General features: G+C 73.0%; 15 protein-coding genes. 10 read left to right on the forward strand and 5 right to left on the reverse strand.

What is annotated here, in order from left to right; all coding sequences use genetic code 11:
* The first annotated feature begins 595 nt into the window (after positions 1-595).
* From nrdH to nrdF, 4 genes are all read left to right on the forward strand, one after another.
* Positions 596-835 (forward strand): glutaredoxin-like protein NrdH, encoded by a 240-nt coding sequence (nrdH, locus tag GSF02_RS09140; protein WP_159794965.1) that lies wholly within the window; start codon positions 596-598, stop codon positions 833-835.
* Between the two features lie 125 nt (positions 836-960).
* Positions 961-1,392, forward strand: a complete 432-nt coding sequence (gene nrdI, locus GSF02_RS09145; protein ID WP_159794968.1) for a class Ib ribonucleoside-diphosphate reductase assembly flavoprotein NrdI — start codon at positions 961-963, stop codon at positions 1,390-1,392.
* Between the two features lie 50 nt (positions 1,393-1,442).
* A complete protein-coding gene (nrdE, locus tag GSF02_RS09150) occupies positions 1,443-3,548 on the forward strand; it encodes a class 1b ribonucleoside-diphosphate reductase subunit alpha (RefSeq protein ID WP_159795083.1) in 2,106 nt (701 codons plus the stop codon).
* Between the two features lie 112 nt (positions 3,549-3,660).
* Complete coding sequence (gene nrdF, locus GSF02_RS09155; protein WP_159794971.1) at positions 3,661-4,641, forward strand: class 1b ribonucleoside-diphosphate reductase subunit beta; 981 nt, start codon at positions 3,661-3,663, stop codon at positions 4,639-4,641.
* A 545-nt stretch (positions 4,642-5,186) separates the two neighbouring features.
* Here the strand turns inward: nrdF and GSF02_RS09160 are convergent.
* Positions 5,187-6,239 carry an FAD-dependent monooxygenase gene (locus GSF02_RS09160; RefSeq protein ID WP_328799013.1) on the reverse strand — a complete coding sequence of 351 codons (1,053 nt, stop codon included), beginning with the start codon at positions 6,237-6,239 and terminating at the stop codon, positions 5,187-5,189.
* A gap of 394 nt (positions 6,240-6,633) precedes the next feature.
* Between GSF02_RS09160 and GSF02_RS09165 the strand changes: the two genes are divergently transcribed.
* A complete protein-coding gene (locus GSF02_RS09165) occupies positions 6,634-7,998 on the forward strand; it encodes a PP2C family protein-serine/threonine phosphatase (protein WP_159794977.1) in 1,365 nt (454 codons plus the stop codon).
* Positions 7,999-8,070: 72 nt separating this feature from the next.
* Here GSF02_RS09165 and treS read toward each other — a convergent pair whose 3' ends face one another.
* Positions 8,071-10,314, reverse strand: a complete 2,244-nt coding sequence (gene treS / locus GSF02_RS09170) for a maltose alpha-D-glucosyltransferase (RefSeq protein WP_159795085.1) — start codon at positions 10,312-10,314, stop codon at positions 8,071-8,073.
* A 247-nt stretch (positions 10,315-10,561) separates the two neighbouring features.
* Here treS and GSF02_RS09175 point away from each other — a divergent pair, with 247 nt between their 5' ends.
* Complete coding sequence (locus tag GSF02_RS09175; RefSeq protein WP_159794980.1) at positions 10,562-11,842, forward strand: MFS transporter; 1,281 nt, start codon at positions 10,562-10,564, stop codon at positions 11,840-11,842.
* A 23-nt stretch (positions 11,843-11,865) separates the two neighbouring features.
* Positions 11,866-12,288: a DUF3592 domain-containing protein gene (locus tag GSF02_RS09180; RefSeq protein WP_159794983.1), complete on the forward strand. Its 423-nt coding sequence runs from the start codon at positions 11,866-11,868 to the stop codon at positions 12,286-12,288.
* Positions 12,289-12,332: 44 nt separating this feature from the next.
* Here the strand turns inward: GSF02_RS09180 and GSF02_RS09185 are convergent, their stop codons facing one another.
* Entirely contained in the window at positions 12,333-12,926 is a 594-nt protein-coding gene (locus tag GSF02_RS09185) for a TetR/AcrR family transcriptional regulator (protein WP_159794986.1), read from the reverse strand.
* Between the two features lie 79 nt (positions 12,927-13,005).
* On the opposite strand from GSF02_RS09185, the gene GSF02_RS09190 reads away from it, so the two are divergent.
* A complete protein-coding gene (locus GSF02_RS09190) occupies positions 13,006-13,959 on the forward strand; it encodes an alpha/beta fold hydrolase (RefSeq protein ID WP_159794989.1) in 954 nt (317 codons plus the stop codon).
* 42 nt (positions 13,960-14,001) lie between these two features.
* Here GSF02_RS09190 and GSF02_RS09195 read toward each other — a convergent pair whose 3' ends face one another.
* Both GSF02_RS09195 and GSF02_RS09200 read right to left on the reverse strand, forming a co-directional pair.
* Positions 14,002-14,535 (reverse strand): phosphoribosyltransferase, encoded by a 534-nt coding sequence (locus GSF02_RS09195; RefSeq protein WP_159794992.1) that lies wholly within the window; start codon positions 14,533-14,535, stop codon positions 14,002-14,004.
* A gap of 142 nt (positions 14,536-14,677) precedes the next feature.
* Positions 14,678-15,637, reverse strand: coding sequence for an FKBP-type peptidyl-prolyl cis-trans isomerase (locus GSF02_RS09200; protein WP_159794995.1), 960 nt, complete (start codon positions 15,635-15,637; stop codon positions 14,678-14,680).
* 147 nt (positions 15,638-15,784) lie between these two features.
* Here GSF02_RS09200 and GSF02_RS09205 point away from each other — a divergent pair, with 147 nt between their 5' ends.
* Positions 15,785-16,081 carry a hypothetical protein gene (locus GSF02_RS09205; RefSeq protein ID WP_159794998.1) on the forward strand — a complete coding sequence of 99 codons (297 nt, stop codon included), beginning with the start codon at positions 15,785-15,787 and terminating at the stop codon, positions 16,079-16,081.
* Positions 16,082-16,166: 85 nt separating this feature from the next.
* Positions 16,167-16,952: an alpha/beta hydrolase gene (locus tag GSF02_RS09210; protein ID WP_159795001.1), complete on the forward strand. Its 786-nt coding sequence runs from the start codon at positions 16,167-16,169 to the stop codon at positions 16,950-16,952.
* Positions 16,953-16,957 lie beyond the last annotated feature (5 nt).

The raw sequence follows: 16,957 nt of genomic DNA on the forward strand, positions 1-16,957 counted from the left end.
GCCGAGCGGGTGATCTTTCGCACCACCGGACGGCCCGGAGCACCCCGCGAGGGGGCACCGGGCCGTCCGTGCGCCAGGGCGCCGGGGCCCGCCGGCGGGCCCCGGGGGCTGCGCCGCGAGCCTTCCCGGACGGCCCACACCCTGTGGACCCCGATCGTGCACGGGCTGTGGACGACGGAGGCCGATCCGCGCGGCGCCGCGGCCGGGCGCCGGCGTGCCCTGTGCACACCGGGGCGGCGGCGGTGCGCGGCGCGGTGGACGGCGCGGCGTCCGGTCGGCGGGCGCGCCGACGGCGGGACGGGACGGGGGGCGTGTCGGAGGCCGGTGGGACGATGAAGCATGTCTCGACAACGAGTGCGCGACACGCGGCGACCACAACATGTCGTTGCTGTCCCCGCCCCAGGCACTAGGTGTAGTGTCTGAGTCCTGAGGGGCCACCAGGCCCTTCCGCGAACCACATCACTGTAGTTTCACGGCCGTCGTTCCTCCCGCGGCCCCGCGCCGCCGCCCTCGCCGGGCCCGGCCGGAGCCGGGGGAGAGGCCAGGAGACGACCACCGACCAGCGCCCGCGAGGGGCTCAGACAGGGAGACGGACATGAGCGTCACGGTCTACAGCAAGCCGGCCTGCGTGCAGTGCGACGCGACCTACCGTGCCCTCGACAAGAAGGGCGTCGAGTACACGGTCGTCGACATCACGCAGGACGCCGAGGCGCTGGAGATGGTCCGTGGCCTCGGCTACCTGCAGGCGCCGGTCGTGGTCGCCGACGGCGACCACTGGTCGGGCTTCCGCCCGGACAAGATCGGCGCCCTCGCCCGCCAGGCCGCCACGGCCTGACGACCGCGGGCCGGGCCTGCGGGCCCGGCCCCCGCGCTCCGCGCGAGCGCCGCGGCCCTGGGGCCGCCACCACGAGTCCGCGCGTGCCCGGCACGCACCCGGGATGCGTGTCAGGAGAGGGTGACATGGCAGCTCTCGTCTACTTCTCCAGCGTGTCGGAGAACACGCACCGCTTCGTCCAGCGCCTCGGCCTCGAGGAGCTGGGCATGGCGGTCCACCGCATCCCGCTGCGCCCCGCGGACGGCTTCCTGACCGTCGACGAGCCCTACGTGCTCATGGTGCCCACCTACGGCGGGGGCAACGAGGGCGGGTCCGTGCCGCGGCAGGTGGTCAAGTTCCTCAACGACGCGCACAACCGCTCGTTCATCCGCGGCGTCATCGCCGCGGGCAACACCAACTTCGGCGCTGCGTACTGCATCGCCGGCGACATCATCTCGGCGAAGTGCCAGGTGCCCTACCTGTACGCCTTCGAACTCCTGGGGACAGCCGAGGACGTGACGCGCGTCCGCGGCGGATTGGGACGATTTTGGCAACGACAGTCTCTGATCTCGGCGTGAGCGAGACGCCGGCCGCCGTGGGCGAGCCGGTGGCGGTCCAGAACCTGCAGATGGACTACCACGCGCTCAACGCGATGCTGAACCTCTACGGTCCGGACGGGAAGATCCAGTTCGACAAGGACCGCGAGGCCGCGCGCCAGTACTTCCTGCAGCACGTCAACCCGAACACCATCGAGTTCGACACCCTCGAGGACAAGCTGCGCTACCTCGTCGAGAACGAGTACTACGAGCGCGAGGTCCTGGAGAAGTACTCGCCGGCCTTCGTCAAGGAGCTGTTCCAGCTCGCGTACTCGCACAAGTTCCGCTTCGACACGTTCCTCGGCGCGTTCAAGTACTACACCTCGTACACGCTCAAGACGTTCGACGGCAAGAAGTACCTGGAGCGCTTCGAGGACCGCGTGAGCATGGTCGCGCTCGGCCTGGCCGACGGCGACGAGCAGCTCGCCCGTGACATCGTCGAGGAGGTCGTCACCGGCCGCTTCCAGCCCGCGACGCCGACGTTCCTCAACGTGGGCAAGAAGCAGCGCGGCGAGTTCGTCTCCTGCTTCCTGCTGCGCATCGAGGACAACATGGAGTCCATCGCGCGCGGCATCAACTCCGCCCTGCAGCTGTCCAAGCGCGGCGGCGGCGTGGCCCTGCTCCTGAGCAACATCCGCGAGTACGGCGCGCCGATCAAGCAGATCCAGAACCAGTCGTCCGGCGTCATCCCCGTGATGAAGCTGCTCGAGGACTCGTTCAGCTACGCCAACCAGCTCGGCGCGCGCCAGGGCGCCGGTGCGGTGTACCTGCACGCGCACCACCCGGACATCCTGCGGTTCCTCGACACCAAGCGCGAGAACGCCGACGAGAAGATCCGCATCAAGACGCTCTCCCTGGGCGTCGTCATCCCGGACATCACGTTCGAGCTGGCGAAGCAGAACAAGGAGATGCACCTGTTCAGCCCGTACGACGTCGAGCGCGTCTACGGCCAGCCGTTCGCCGACATCTCCGTGTCGGAGAAGTACGACGAGATGGTCGCGGACGACCGGATCCGCAAGACGACGATCAACGCCCGCGACTTCTTCCAGACGCTGGCCGAGCTGCAGTTCGAGTCGGGCTACCCGTACATCATGTTCGAGGACACGGTGAACCGGGCGAACCCGATCAAGGGCCGCATCACCCACTCGAACCTGTGCTCCGAGATCCTCCAGGTCTCCACGCCGTCGACGCTCAACGAGGACCTGTCGTACGACGAGGTCGGCCGCGACATCTCCTGCAACCTCGGCTCGCTCAACATCGCCAAGGCGATGGACTCCGCCGACTTCGGCAAGACCATCGACACCGCGATCCGCGCTCTGACCGCCGTGTCGGACCAGTCGAGCATCGAGTCGGTGCCGCCGGTGAAGAAGGCCAACGAGATGGGCCACGCCATCGGCCTGGGCCAGATGAACCTGCACGGCTACCTGGCGCGCGAGCGGATCTACTACGGGTCCGACGAGGGCATCGACTTCACGAACATCTACTTCTACACGGTGGCCTACCACGCCATCGCCGCCTCCAACCGGCTCGCCATCGAGCGCGGCCGGGCGTTCGGCGGGTTCGAGGACTCGAAGTACGCCACGGGCGAGTACTTCGACAAGTACACCGAGCAGGAGTGGAAGCCGGCCACGGCCCGCGTGGCACAGCTGTTCGCCGACGCCGGCGTCCACATCCCGACGCAGGACGACTGGCGTGCGCTCAAGGCCTCGGTCATGGAGCACGGCATCTACAACCAGAACCTGCAGGCCGTGCCGCCGACGGGCTCGATCAGCTACATCAACAACTCCACGTCCTCGATCCACCCGGTCCCGGCGAAGGTCGAGATCCGCAAGGAGGGCAAGCTCGGGCGCGTGTACTACCCGGCGCCCTACATGACGAACGACAACCTGGAGTACTACCAGGACGCGTACGAGATCGGCTACGAGAAGATCATCGACACCTACGCCGCGGCGACGCAGCACGTCGACCAGGGGTTGTCGCTGACGCTGTTCTTCCCGGACACGGTCACCACCCGCGACGTCAACAAGGCGCAGATCTACGCCTGGCGCAAGGGCATCAAGACGCTCTACTACATCCGCCTGCGGCAGATGGCCCTCGAGGGCACCGAGGTCGAGAACTGCGTCAGCTGCATGCTCTGACCCGCCCCCACGCCTGACGACGGGTCGGCGGCGGCCGCACCCCTGCGGCCGTCGCCGGTCGGCCGTCGTCGACACTCCACCTTCCGCCCCACGTCGAAAGCACACAGGGACCATGTCACCCACGGGCAAGCTCAAGCTCATCGACCGCGTCACCGCGATCAACTGGAACCGCCTCGAGGACGAGAAGGACCTCGAGGTCTGGGACCGTCTGGTCGGCAACTTCTGGCTGCCGGAGAAGGTGCCGGTGTCCAACGACATCCAGTCGTGGGCGACGCTGTCCGAGGCCGAGAAGCTCATGACCACCCGCGTGTTCACCGGCCTGACGCTGCTCGACACGATCCAGGGCACCGTGGGCGCGGTCTCGCTCATCCCAGACGCGCTGACGCCGCACGAGGAGGCGGTGTACACCAACATCGCGTTCATGGAGTCGGTGCACGCGAAGAGCTACTCGTCGATCTTCTCGACCCTGATCTCCACCCGCGAGATCGACCAGGCCTTCGAGTGGTCGGAGAACAACCCGAACCTGCAGCGCAAGGCCGAGATCGTCCTCGACTACTACCGCGGCGACGACCCGCTGAAGCGCAAGGTCGCCTCGACGATGCTCGAGTCGTTCCTGTTCTACTCGGGCTTCTATGCGCCGATGTACTGGTCGAGCCGGGCCAAGCTGACGAACACTGCCGACCTCATCCGCCTGATCATCCGCGACGAGGCCGTCCACGGGTACTACATCGGCTACAAGTTCCAGAAGGGGCTGCAGCTGGTCAGCCAGGCGGAGCAGGACGAGCTCAAGGCCTACACGTTCGAGCTGCTCTTCGAGCTGTACGAGAACGAGGTCGAGTACACCGAGGCGCTGTACGGCGAGCTCGGGCTCACCGAGGACGTCAAGAAGTTCCTGCGCTACAACGCCAACAAGGCGCTGATGAACCTCGGCTACGAGCCGCTGTTCCCCAAGGACGAGACGGACGTCAACCCGGCGATCCTGGCCGCCCTGAGCCCGAACGCCGACGAGAACCACGACTTCTTCTCGGGCTCCGGCTCGTCGTACGTGATCGGCAAGGCCGTCGACACCACCGACGACGACTGGGACTTCTGAGCCGTCAGCAGGTTCGTGGCTGGACGATCCGAGGGGCCTTGGGCGTATCCGAGGCCCCTCGGAGGCGCTGAAGCCCAGCGTCGTCGAGCGGGCGGTGCCCAGAGCGCGTCTCCGCAACCTGTGCACACCGGCGTTCCCGCGTGGTCACCCCGACGGGCCGGTGTCGCCCCAGGCCTCGCTCGTGCGACGGGTACGAGTGCCTCGACGCCCTGTCCGGCCGCCTGCGCCTGCTCCACGACGATCAGGACCTGGCGCTCCGCCCCGGCGCGGTCGTCGACCTCGACACCCGTGTCCCGCACGGGTCCGGCAGCACCGGGGAGTGTCCGGCGGAGGTGCTCCGCCTCCGGGGCCGACCTGGCGAGATCACCTACGCCACGTCGACCACCCCCACCGCCCCGGGCGGCACCCTCCGCGCGGCGCCGACGCCTGACGTGCCGGCTGAGGTCGGCTCGCCGCGTCGGTGCGGGCCCCGGGGCGGCGGCGCTGCCGGGCGCTGCACGGCACGCCGCTGCGTGAGCAGCCGGAGAGGTTCGTCGGTCCGGTTGTCAGACGCTGTGCTGCAGCTGCATCGCCCGTCGCAGGCGGTCGGCGGCAGGGTGCCGGCTGTGGGCAAACGTCCCGATGACCCGGGAGGCCAGCTGGGCGGCACGGGCTCGGACCCCACGCGAGCGTCGGTAACGGTCGACCGCTCCAGCGAGTCCGTTGTGCAACGTCGCGCTGAGCACGGCGGCGTCCTCGACGGCCAGCGCGGCGCCCAGCCCGGTGTTGGGTGTCATGGCATGGGCGGCGTCCCCGAGCAGCGCCACCCGCGACGCACCCCACACCGGCCGGTCCAGCTCCCACAGCTCGTGGCGCAGGAGGGCGTCGGCGGGTAGGTCGCGCAGTGCCTGCACCGCGGCCGCGTCGCGGTCGGGAACCCTGTCCACGGGCACCAGGTCGTCGCCGGCGGTCGCGGCATCCCGGACGACGAACACGTAGCTGCGGGCGTCGGTCAGGGGGACGATGCCGATCCGTTCTCGGCCGGTCCACAGCTCGGTCGCCGCCTCACCGAAGCGCTCCGGCACGATCCCGCGCCAGCACACCTGACCGGCTGAGCGCAGCGGCACGTGCGGTGCCAGGGCACTGCGCACGGTGGAGCGGATGCCGTCGGCGGCGACCAGGAAGTCGAACGACCGGTCCCGGTCACCGACGCGGCAGTGCACGGCTCGAGCGTCCTGTCGGACCGCGTGCAGGGCCGTGTCGAAGCGGAGATCGACCATGCGGCCCAACCCGTCGGTCAGCGCGGTGACGAGCTCGGCCCGGGCCAGGGCCGACCGGTGCCTCGCCCCGCCGCGGGACCGACCGTCAGGTCCGGTGACGTGGAGCCCGGCCAGCGGACTGGAGATCGCGGCGACCGGGACACCGGCGTCGGACAAGCGGCGCAACGCCGCGTCGGAGAGGACCAGCCCCGCGCCCGGCCGTGGCGCCTCCGGGCTGCGCTCGACCACGGTGACGTCATGGCCGGCCCGCGCCAGAAGGCGCGACGCAAACAGCCCACCGATACCAGCGCCCACGACGAGGATCTCCGCCGCGTCCGCACGGTACCGGTGCCTCACCACGCCGCGTGCGACCCGCTCGCAGAAGGGCGCACCGAGGTGTCGCCGCTCGCGGTCCCTGGCCTTGTGCTCGCGCGACTGGCCCGGCGTGGCGGGACCCTCGGGGCCGCGAGGACGCAGCGTGGGCCTGCCGCGCCACCGGGTCCCAGCTCATGGCCGGCTCGCTGCACGGCGATCGCCGCACGTGCGGCACGCGGACGGCACGACGCCATCGGCCTCGCGCAGAATCGGTGAGATTCCGCGCCTCACCGGCCGCCCGGACAGCTGCCGGGACCTCCGGGTCTCCAGGCGCTCCTCGTGCCCGGCTCGCCGTCCGGCGGGCGGACGTGCCCGTCGGGCAGCCGGTCGAACAGGCATGCGATAGCGTGAGCCCGCTGTTCCGGGAAGGGGGCTGGCGGTGATCTTGTCGGAGACGTCTGACCCGGGGTCGGCGTGGATCTCGGTGGACGTGCCGGGCGATCTCGCGCGCCGTGTCCTCGAGGGGTTCGACGAGGCCGCCCGCGGCGGCTCGGACCCCGCCCTGCGCACGCACGTGGACAACCTGCTGCACGCGCTGGTGGAGCAGGCCCGCCCGCGGGCGCACGGCGTGCAGGGCATCGCGAGGCTGAACACGGACCAGTGGCGCGTCGAGCGCGTGCTGGCGCACCTGGCCGCCGAGTCCCGCGACGAGTCGGTGCCGCTCGGCGTGGCGATCACGCGTGCCGGCTGGACGCGGCGCCTGGTGCGCGCGGACGGCGCGATCGTGCGGGCCGAGGACCGCGTGACGTTCGTCGGGGACGTCCCCGCCGACGACGCGGCGCAGCTCGCGCTCCTGGACTGGGTCGCCGACGTCGGCGAGGACGTCGTGCACACCGACGACCTGGCGGCCGACGCCCCGCGCGTGGCCGCCGAGGCGCCCGGCGTGCGCAGCGTCATGGGCATCACCCTGCCGGAGCGGCAGGTGCTGGTCTGGGTGCGCTCGCCGGGCCCGGACGGGACGGCGTCGCCCTGGACCGAGCTGCAGGTGGAGAGCGCTGCCGCGCTGCGCGGTCACCTCATGGAGTCGCTCTACGTGCGCGGCCGGCGGGAGCTTCGTGCCACCGGCGAGCTGCAGCGCAGCCTGCTGCCCGCCGACCTGCCCGAGGTGGACGGGTGGTCCATCGAGGCCCGCTACGAGATCGCCGGCACCGGCCTCGTCGGCGGTGACTGGTACGACGCCCTGCGCCTCCCGTCGGGCCGGGTCGCGCTCGTCGTGGGCGACGTGACGGGGCACGGCGTGCAGGCAGCCGCCACGATGGGCCAGCTGCGCACGGCGCTGCGCGCCGGCCTGGTGACGGGCGGGTCGGCGCACGAGGCGGTGGAGACGCTGCGCGAGACGGCGCGCTGGACGCTGCCCAGGGAGGTCGCGACGCTGTGCGTCGTGCTCGTCGACCCGGCCACGGGCGACGCCGAGCTCGTCTCGCTCGGCCACCCGCCCGTGCTCGTCGTCAACCCGGACGGCACCACCACCTGGGGCCCGCGGGCCTCGCGGCCGCCGCTGGGCGTCGCGCGGACGGTGCCGGGGGCGACGCGGCTGCACGTCCCCGAGGGCGGAGCGCTCGTCCTGTACAGCGACGGCCTGATCGAGCGCCGGGGCGAGTCGATCCGCCTGGGCCTCGCCCGGTTGGCCAGGGCGTTCGCGTCGGGGCCGGACAGCGACCTCGACAGCGTGGTGCGCCGCGCCCGCGACGCCCGGTCCGCCGACGACGCCACGCTGCTCGTGGCGCGTCGCGGCAGCCGGTGAGTCGCCGGACGCTACCGCTGCCGCCACGCGCCGTGCCGGCGCCCGAGGGCCCTGCCGGCGCGGCGGTCCCGGTCAGCCGGCCGCCGGGGCGCCCGCGTCCTCGTGGACGACGAGGGCCAGGCCGCCGAACGGTCCCAGGGAGACGCGGAAGCTGCCCAGCTCGTCGACGTGCGCCACGACCTCGTCGGTGGACAGGTCCACGACGCGCGACCCCGCCGGCAGCGCCTGCGACATCACGGTGCCGCGCAGCTCCTCCTCGCCGAAGTTCAGGACGGTCACCTGCAGCGTGCCGTCGGCGAGCCGGTTGACGAGCACCAGCATCGCGGCGTGGCTGCCGTCGGGCACGTCCAGCAGCGTGCCGGTCGCGATCCCGGCCGACTCGCGCACGGCCAGCAGCTCGGCCAGCCGGGAGACGAACGACCGGGGGTCGCTCAGCTGCTCGGGCAGGGTGCCGTACAGCGAGGTCGCGCGCGGCATCCCCGAGGCGGACTGGTGCGTGTCGGGGTTCCACCCCATCAGGTCGTGCGCACCGCGCTCCAGCCAGCGGGTGTCACCGGTGCGGACGAGGCTCTTGACCTGGTCGCGGGGGAGCGGGAGCGCGCCGCACAGGTCCCAGCCCGAGAGGGCGAAGACGCCCGGCTGCCAGGCGTTGTACTTCGCCAGCAGCAGGTGCGCCGACCGGACCCGCTCGACGTCCTCGGCGCTCATCGCCTCGAGGTCGGTGATCCCGAGGGCGGCGGTGATCACCGACGCGGTGGTGCAGGCGATGCCGTTCTGCGTGAAGACGGCGTTGTACGGCCCGGCCTCCCCGGTCAGCCGGCGCCGCAGCGTCTCGCGCACGTGCTCGGCGAGGTCCGCCCCGGCCATCTCGACCCCGCCGAGGGTGTACACGTCCTCGCTGTGGGTGGTCGCGAAGTGCACCAGCTCGTAGGTGAGCTCGTCGTGGTTCTGCAGGGCGTGCACCAGGGACGCCTGGTCGATGCCGGTCCTGATCCCCTCCCGCAGCACCAGCCGCAGGAACTCCGTGTCGCCGGTGGCCAGGGCGTGGTGGTAGGCGGGCCGGGTGACGAAGTCGTAGGACAGGTCGGGGCCGGCCTCCGAGGTCGCCTTGATGGCGTCCATCGTCAGGTTGAGCTCCTGGAACGTGAAGCCCCCGACCTTGCGCACCATGGAGCCGATCAGCTGGTTGGCCGCCTCGGACAGCGGGTGGCCCTCCGACCAGGCCGGCGACTCCTCCGCCGAGCGCTCGACGCCGAGGAACCCGTTGGCGTCCAGCCGCAGGCCGCCCGAGCCGAGGTCGAGCAGGGAGTGCAGGGCGTCGCCCATCACCAGCCGCATCCCGGCGAAGGTGGGGTCGAGCCAGTTGATCGAGGGCTGTCCCGCCTTGAAGTAGTGCAGGTACACCCAGCGCCGGCGCCCGCCCTTGGTGTCCGTGACGGGAGCGGTGGCGCTCCAGTTCGTCTCCTTGACGCCGGGCTCGTAGAAGATGACCCGCTGCAGCTGGCCGATGATGTAGCCGGCCTCCTGGAGCCTCCGCTCGGTCTCGGCGTCGAGGTTGACCGAGTCCTGCCCCTCGGGCACGTCGGGCAGCAGCCCCCAGTCGTGCTCCGGGATCTCGACCATGTGGTAGATCCCCGGGTAGTCGCGGTAGTTCATCTCGGCGAGCCGGAAGTCCGCGCCCTTGCCGGTGTGCCCCGGGACGATGTCGTCGATGATCGTGCCGCCGTGGCGGGCGGCGTTCTCGCACATCGCGCGGAACTCGTCCTCGGTGCCGAACAGCGGGTCCATCGCCATCGCGATCCGGTCGAAGTGCCCGTCGATGCTCGGCGTCGGCTCCCAGCCGGTGATGCCGCCGGCCATCTTCACCGGCCCGGTGTGGACGGCCTTGATCCCGATCCGCTCGAACGCCTGCCACAGGTCGTCCGAGCCGAGCGCGCTGAGGAAGGACTGGCCCCGGCCGGTGATCAGCGACAAGGGGTAGGCGGTGAACCACACCGGGGCCGTCTCGACGGCCCGGCGCGGGTTCGGGTGGGCGTACGGGTTGTTCCACATGCTCGACTGGCCGGCGAGCTGGCGCGCCATCATGGTGGCGTCACCCAGCATCGACTGGTTCACCAGCCACTCCACGTACGCCTTGTTCGTCCCGACGGGCTGCAGCGGCGGGGTCAGGTCGCCGGTGAAGGTGAGCTTGCGGCGGGCGCGCGGACGCAGCGACCGCGGACGCGCCGGGTAGAACTGCTCGTCGAAGTTCAGCTCGGTGGCGCCGTCACCGTCGTCGCCGGGCGTCTCGACCCCCGGGACCGGGATGGGCGCCATCCCCTCGACGGCGGGCTCGTCCGCCGGCGGCTCCACCTTCACGCGTCCACTCCCTTCGTCGCGGATGCCACAAATGCGTCTCATCGAACCACGCGGGTCGACCGCGTGCCCGAGGAGGCCTGCGAAGAGCGACGGGCGGGTGGGCGCGTCCCGGGAGCACGCCCACGGACTGTGTACGCTCGTACCAACGGCGACGGTGGCACGGTTCGCCGTGCCCGACGCCCCGTGAAAGGCAGCCCGCACCGCCGTGTACTCGCTCCTCCTGGCGATCATCTACATCGCCTTCGTCAGCCTCGGGCTCCCGGACTCGCTCGTGGGGGCCGGCTGGCCCGTGATGCACCAGGACCTCGGTGTCCCCGTCGCGTTCGCCGGCATCGTCACGATGATCGTCGCGGGCGGCACGATCGTGTCCAGCCTCGCCTCGGAGCGGGTCACGCGCCGGTTCGGCGCCGGCGTCGTCACCGCCGTGAGCGTCGGGCTGACCGCGGCCGCCCTCGTGGGCTTCTCGGTCTCGGGGTCCTTCTGGCTCCTGTGCCTGTGGGCCATCCCCTACGGGCTGGGGGCGGGTGCGGTCGACGCGGCGCTCAACAACTACGTGGCGCTGCACTACGCCGCCCGCCACATGAACTGGCTGCACAGCTGCTGGGGGCTGGGCGCGTCGATCAGCCCGTTCGTCATGAGCTACGCCCTCACCTCGAGCCTCGGCTGGCCCGGCGCCTACCGCGTCATCGGCCTGGTCCAGGCGGTCCTCACGGTCGTCCTGCTCGTCAGCCTCCCGCTGTGGGGGAGGGTGAACCCGGTCCGCCCGGCCGGGCGCGCCGACGGGACCGATGACGGGACTGACGACGGGACTGACGACGGGGCCGACGGCGCGGACGGGGCCGGCGCGGAGCCCCGGCGCACCGACGGCGGCCACGTCCCGCTCGCCCACGCGCTGCGGATCCCCGGCGTCGTCCTGGTCCTGACCGCCTTCTTCGCCTACTGCGCGCTCGAGAGCGCCGCGATCCTGTGGGCGTCGACGTACCTGGTGGCGGACCGCGGGGTCGCACCGGCGACCGCTGCGGCGTTCGCCTCGCTCTTCCTGCTGGGCATCACCGGCGGGCGGTTCCTGGCGGGCTTCGTCGCCGACCGTGCCGGGGACAAGCTGCTCATCCGGGGTGGCTTCGCGACGGTCGGCCTCGGCGTCCTGCTGATCGCGCTCCCCGTGCCGACCGACGTGCTGGCGCTGGCCGGGCTCGTGGTCGCCGGGCTCGGGTGCGCACCGATCTACCCGGCGATCATCCACTCCACCCCCGTGAACTTCGGCCGCCGCAGCTCGCAGGCCATCATCGGCATCCAGATGGCCGCGGCCTACACGGGCTCCACCCTCGCGCCGCCGCTGTTCGGCGTGTTCTCGAGCTGGGCGGGCGCGTGGGTCTTCCCGCTGTTCCTCGCCGTGCTGGTGGCACTGGGGCTGCTCATGTCCGAGCGCCTCAACCGGCTCGTCGCGCGGCGATCGCGCACCGCCGACCTCGTCCGCCAGCCCTGAGCCGACACCCGTAGGGTGACGCCATGAGCTCCGCTACCACCCCGGGCGACGTGGTGCCGTGGGTCCTGATCGTCGGTGGGGCCCTGTTCGCGGCCGTCGGGCTGGCGATGATCACCGCGGCCGCCCGTCGGCGCCGCCACCGCGCGACGCGGGGGACCACCACCGAGGGCGTCGTCGTCGACACCGTGCGTCGGGTCGCCGGCGAGCAGCTCGAGCACCCGGTCGTCGAGTTCGTCGACGCGCACGGGGCGACCCGCCGCTTCACCGGCGCCACGGGGACCTTCCCACCGCCGCGGACCGGGCGTCGGGTCACGGTCTGGTACGACCCGTCGGACGCGGCGGCGCGGCCCGCCCTGGTCCGCGACCGTGCCGGGGCGGTGGGTCGCTGGGGCATCCTGCTGGCCGGCGTGCTCGTGCTCTGCCTGGGCGTCGCGATCCGTCTCTGAGATCGTGCCGGGTGCCCGGGAAGAGGTCGCCGGCGAGGGCGTGCCTACCGCTCGCGGCCTGCGCCCGCCAGCGCGCCGCGGACGGCCGAGGTGAGCGTGGGCCGCGGGTCGGCGGGGTCGCGGCGCGCCACCGCGTGCAGCAGCAGGCCCTCGGCGGCGGCCGCGACGGCGGCGAAGGCGGCCTGGGGGTCGGCGGCCCCGAGCCGCGCCAGCACCGGCACCGCCCAGCCGGCGAGCGCGGTGCGGCCGCGGGTCGCGCGCTCGCGCAGGTCGGGGTCGTGGCTGGCCTCGAGGAAGACTGCCAGGCGCGCGGTGGTGGCGACCAGGTCGGGGCCGGTCGCGTGGGCGAACCAGGCGCACAGGACGTCGACGAGCTCGTCCGGCGTCCGGGGGTCCGGCGCCGCCTCGAGCCCGGCGAGGTCGCGGGCGGCCAGCTCGTCGGTGACGCCGGCCAGCAGCGCGGCGCGGGTGCGGAACCAGTTCGACGTCGACCCGCGGGGCAGGCCCGCGCGCTCGTCGACCCGGGCGTGCGTGAGGGCCCGGACGCCCGCGGTGCCCACCAGGTCGATCGCGGCGTCGAGAGCGCGCGCCCGGGTGGTCGGCGGGGCCGGCGACGGCGGGGCTTCGGACGACGGCACGCGAGCACTCTAGCGCCGGGACGCCGCGTTCACTACGGATGTGGTAGACACCGCACTACGAACGTAGTAGCGTCGGTGCATGGACGCCACCAGGAGCCGCGCGGGCGGGGCCGCGGCACTCATCGAAGCCCCCGCCGTGCCGGTGCTCGACGGCGTCCGGCACGAGGACGTCCGGGTCGGCGACCTGCGGATGCACGTCGCGCGCGCCGGCCCCGACCCTGCGACGAGCGACGCCACGCCGGTCCTGCTGCTGCACGGCTTCCCGGAGCACTGGTGGCAGTGGCGCAAGGTCATCCCGCTCCTGGCCACCGACCGCGCGGTGCTCTGCCCCGACCTGCGCGGCAGCGGCTGGACCGACGCGCCGGACGACGGGTACGACATCGGGACGCAGGTGGCGGACGTCGTGGGGCTCCTCGACGCCCTCGGCCTCGGCCTCGGGCGCGTGCACGTGCTGGGACACGAGTGCGGGGCGCTCGTCGCCCTGCGGCTGGCGCTGGACCACCCGACGCGGGTCGCGAGCGTGGTGAGCATGACGGTGCCGCACCTGTGGCTGCGACGGAGCGCCCGGCTGCTGGCGACGCTGCGCAAGGTCTGGTTCGACCCGCTGCTCGCGGTGCCCGGGCTGGGGCTGTCGCTGCTCTCGCGCGGGCGGCAGCGCCTGCCGCGCCACCTGCTCACCACCCACGTGAAGGTCCCCGGCGCCATCGGCCCGCGGGACGTCGAGCTCTACCTCGAGCGGCTGCGAGAGCCGGTGCGGGCGCGCGCCGCGGTGGCGGCTCACCGCGACCTGGTCATGCGGGAGCTGAGCGGCGTCCTGCGCGGCGCCTACGCCGGACGCACGCTCGAGGTGCCGACGGTCGCGCTGCTCGGGGCCGGCGACTCGCTCTCCGACGTCCGCCTGCTGGGCGGGTACGAGGGGCACGCCGCCGACCTCACGATCGAGATCTTCCAGGACGCCGGGCACTTCCTGCCCGAGGAGCGCCCCGAGCGCGTCGTGGACGTCGCCCGCGGCGTGTTCGCGCGGGCCGCCTGACGCGCCGGGGCGCGTCCGGCGCCCCGGCGCGGCCGCGTCGTCTCAGGCCTTCGCGACGACGGCGCCCTCGACCGGCGGCTCGGCCGACCACGGGAACGTGATCCAGCGGTCGGTCCGGCGCCAGGAGTAGTCGGGCTCGAAGATCGACGCGGGCTTGGTGTACAGCACGGCGCTGCGCACCTGCGCCCCGTGGCCGTCGAGCATCTCCATGACGAGCTGGAGGGTGCGGCCGGAGTCCGCGACGTCGTCGACCACGAGCACGTTGGCGCCGGACAGCTCGGCGGTGTCCATGAGCGGCGGCAGCACGCGCGGGTCGGGAAGCGTCCTGCCGATGTCCGTGTAGAACTCGACGTTCATGGTGCCCACGCCCTTGGTGCCGAGCGCGTAGGCGACGGCGCCGCCGGGCACGAGGCCGCCGCGGGCCACCGCCACGACGACGTCGGGCACGAAGCCGCTGGCCACGACCTGGCGAGCCAGGTCCCGCACCGCGACGGCGAAGACGTCCCAGGTGAGCACCTCGCGGTCGGCGGGCCGGGGCGCCGCGGTGGGCGCCGGGGGAGTGTCGGGGGAGGTCATGCGCCGACGGTACGCGCGCTGCCCGGGGATCCGGAAAGCCGCCGGGCTCGGCCCGGGGACGACGACGGCGGGCGCCCCTGCTCGGGGCACCCGCCGTCGTGGGGCGGCGCGGCGTCGGCGCGGACGCGGGCTCAGCGCGCCGTCACTGGGCGTCGAGGATGTCCACGACGAAGATCAGCGGGGAGTTCGCCGGGATGGTGCCGCTCGCCTGGTCGCCGTAGGCCTGGTCGGCCGGGACGACCAGCAGCACCTGGGAGCCGACGGTCTGGCCGGCGAGGCCGTCCGTCCAGCCCTGGATGACCTGGTCGAGCCCGAAGCTCGTGGGGGCGCCGCGCTCCCAGGAGGAGTCGAACTGGGTGCCGTCGAGGAGCCAGCCGCTGTACTGCACGGTGACGGTCTGGTCGGCGGCGACCTCCGGGCCCGAGCCCTTGATGAGCGGCTGCACGACGAGCTCGTCGGGCGCCTCGTAGCCCTCGGGGATCTCGATGCTCGGCTTGCCGGAGTCGTCCAGCGTGACGGTCGGCAGGCCCTCGGCCGGCGTCACGGCCTCGCCCTCGGCCCGGGTCGGCACGGTGCGGGCGTCGGTCACCTCACCCACCGTCACGTACGTCACCGCGTTGCCCGAGGCGTCCTGCGTGGGGTTGGCGAAGACGAAGCGCGCACCGACGTGCTTGCCCGACAGCGCCTCGTAGAGCTGGGGGATGATGACGTTCTCGTTCAGCAGCACCGACTCGGCGCTGTCGTCGGCGTAGGTGTCGCCGAGCTGGCTGGCGTCGGCGCCCGAGTAGACCACCGAGTGGATCGTCAGGGACTGGCCGTCCTCGAACTCGGCGCCGTCGCCGTCGGACACCACGTGCACCGTGGCGGTGGAGACGGTGAGCGGCGCCGTGAACTTCACGGTCGGTGCCTTGCCGGCGTCGCCCGAGACCTCGACCGACTCGACGGCGGCGACGTCCTCGGCGGTGGGGGTCGGTGCCTCCGACGCGGAGGCGGAGGCGGACGGAGACGCCGAGGGCGAGGCGTCGTCCGAGCCGCAGCCGGACAGGACGAGTGCGGCGCTGACGACGACCGCTGCCGCGGCGCCGGTGATGCGGATCTTCACTGCTGTTCCTTCGGTCGGGGTCTCGAGCACCCTACCCGCCGAAGCCGGACGTCCCCTGGGCCCCGCGTGCGCGCTCTGTGCAGACCGGGCGTCCCGCGCACCTTTCCGGCTCCGCGCGGCTCGCCCAGGGAGCGCGACAATGGGGGCATGCCCTCCTCGCGACGTTCCTCCCGGCGCCCCTACGGCACCGAGCACGTGCCCGTGGACGTCGAGCGCGCGCTCGGCGGCGTCCGCCACGTCTCGGACGCCGACGGCGAGTGGACGGTGCGGCGCGTGACGGGCGACAAGACGTACCGCTGCCCGGGATGCCAGCAGGAGATCCCGCCGGGCACCCGGCACGTCGTGGCGTGGGCCCGCGACGCCATCGGCGGCGAGGCCGCCGGCCTCGAGTCGCGCCGGCACTGGCACGCCAGCTGCTGGGAGCGCCGCGGCCGCCTCCGCTGAGAGTCGGCGCCCCGCCCCGCGCCGGCGGGCCCGCGCCCGCCCGGCCCTGCCGCGGCGCGGGCGCCGGGTCGCTAGGCTCGAGACGATGAGCTCCCAGACGCACGAGATCCGCTCGATGACCGTCCTGCCGGCCCGCCGCGAGGACGTCGAGCTGCACACCGCCGACGGCCTCACCCTCGTCGGCGAGCTGGCCCTGCCGCAGGACCGCGACCCGGCCGCGACGCTGCTGACCTTCCACCCGCTGCCGACGCACGGCGGGTTCATGGACAGCCACGTGTACCGCAAGGCGGCATGGCGGCTGCCGGCGCTCGCGGACCTGGCGGTGCTGCGGTTCAACACCCGCGGCACGAGCTCGCCGCGCGGCACGTCCGAGGGAGCGTTCGACGGCGGCGAGGCGGAGCGGTACGACGTCGCGGCGGCCCTCGAGCTGGCAGAGTTCCGCGACCTGCCGCGGCCCTGGCTCGTGGGCTGGTCGTTCGGCACCGAGCTGGTGCTCAAGCACGGCGCCGACCCGAGCGTCGAGGGCGCGATCCTGCTGTCGCCGCCGCTGCACCGCGCCACCGACGCCGACCTGGACCGCTGGGCCGAGCTCGGCCGCCCGCTCGTGGTGCTGGTGCCGGAGCTCGACGACTACCTGCGCCCCGACGAGGCCCGCCGCCGGTTCGCCCGCGTGCCGCAGGCCGAGGTCATCGGCGTCGACGGCGCCAAGCACCTGTGGGTGGGGGAGCCCGCCGTGCGGCGCGTGCTCGACGAGATCGTCCAGCACGTGCTGCCGGGCCACCCGCCCCTGCCGACCACCTGGGACGGCGACGTCGCGCACGCCGGTGCCGCGGCGTCGTCGGCCCCGGGTGCCCCGTCCACCACGGCTTGAGAGGA

This window comes from Puerhibacterium puerhi (assembly GCF_009846865.1).
Classification (GTDB): Bacteria; Actinomycetota; Actinomycetes; order Actinomycetales; family Cellulomonadaceae; genus Puerhibacterium; species Puerhibacterium puerhi.

Bases quoted from the DNA above. Each gene is read 5' to 3' on its own strand.
- GSF02_RS09205 (WP_159794998.1), top strand. From the start codon at position 15,785: ATGCCCTCCTCGCGACGTTCCTCCCGGCGCCCCTACGGCACCGAGCAC.
- nrdI (WP_159794968.1), top strand. From the start codon at position 961: ATGGCAGCTCTCGTCTACTTCTCCAGCGTGTCGGAGAACACGCACCGC.
- GSF02_RS09210 (WP_159795001.1), top strand. From the start codon at position 16,167: ATGAGCTCCCAGACGCACGAGATCCGCTCGATGACCGTCCTGCCGGCC.
- GSF02_RS09190 (WP_159794989.1), top strand. From the start codon at position 13,006: ATGGACGCCACCAGGAGCCGCGCGGGCGGGGCCGCGGCACTCATCGAA.
- nrdF (WP_159794971.1), top strand. From the start codon at position 3,661: ATGTCACCCACGGGCAAGCTCAAGCTCATCGACCGCGTCACCGCGATC.
- nrdH (WP_159794965.1), top strand. From the start codon at position 596: ATGAGCGTCACGGTCTACAGCAAGCCGGCCTGCGTGCAGTGCGACGCG.
- nrdE (WP_159795083.1), top strand. From the start codon at position 1,443: ATGGACTACCACGCGCTCAACGCGATGCTGAACCTCTACGGTCCGGAC.
- GSF02_RS09195 (WP_159794992.1), bottom strand. From the start codon at position 14,535: ATGACCTCCCCCGACACTCCCCCGGCGCCCACCGCGGCGCCCCGGCCC.
- GSF02_RS09180 (WP_159794983.1), top strand. From the start codon at position 11,866: ATGAGCTCCGCTACCACCCCGGGCGACGTGGTGCCGTGGGTCCTGATC.
- treS (WP_159795085.1), bottom strand. From the start codon at position 10,314: ATGGCGCCCATCCCGGTCCCGGGGGTCGAGACGCCCGGCGACGACGGT.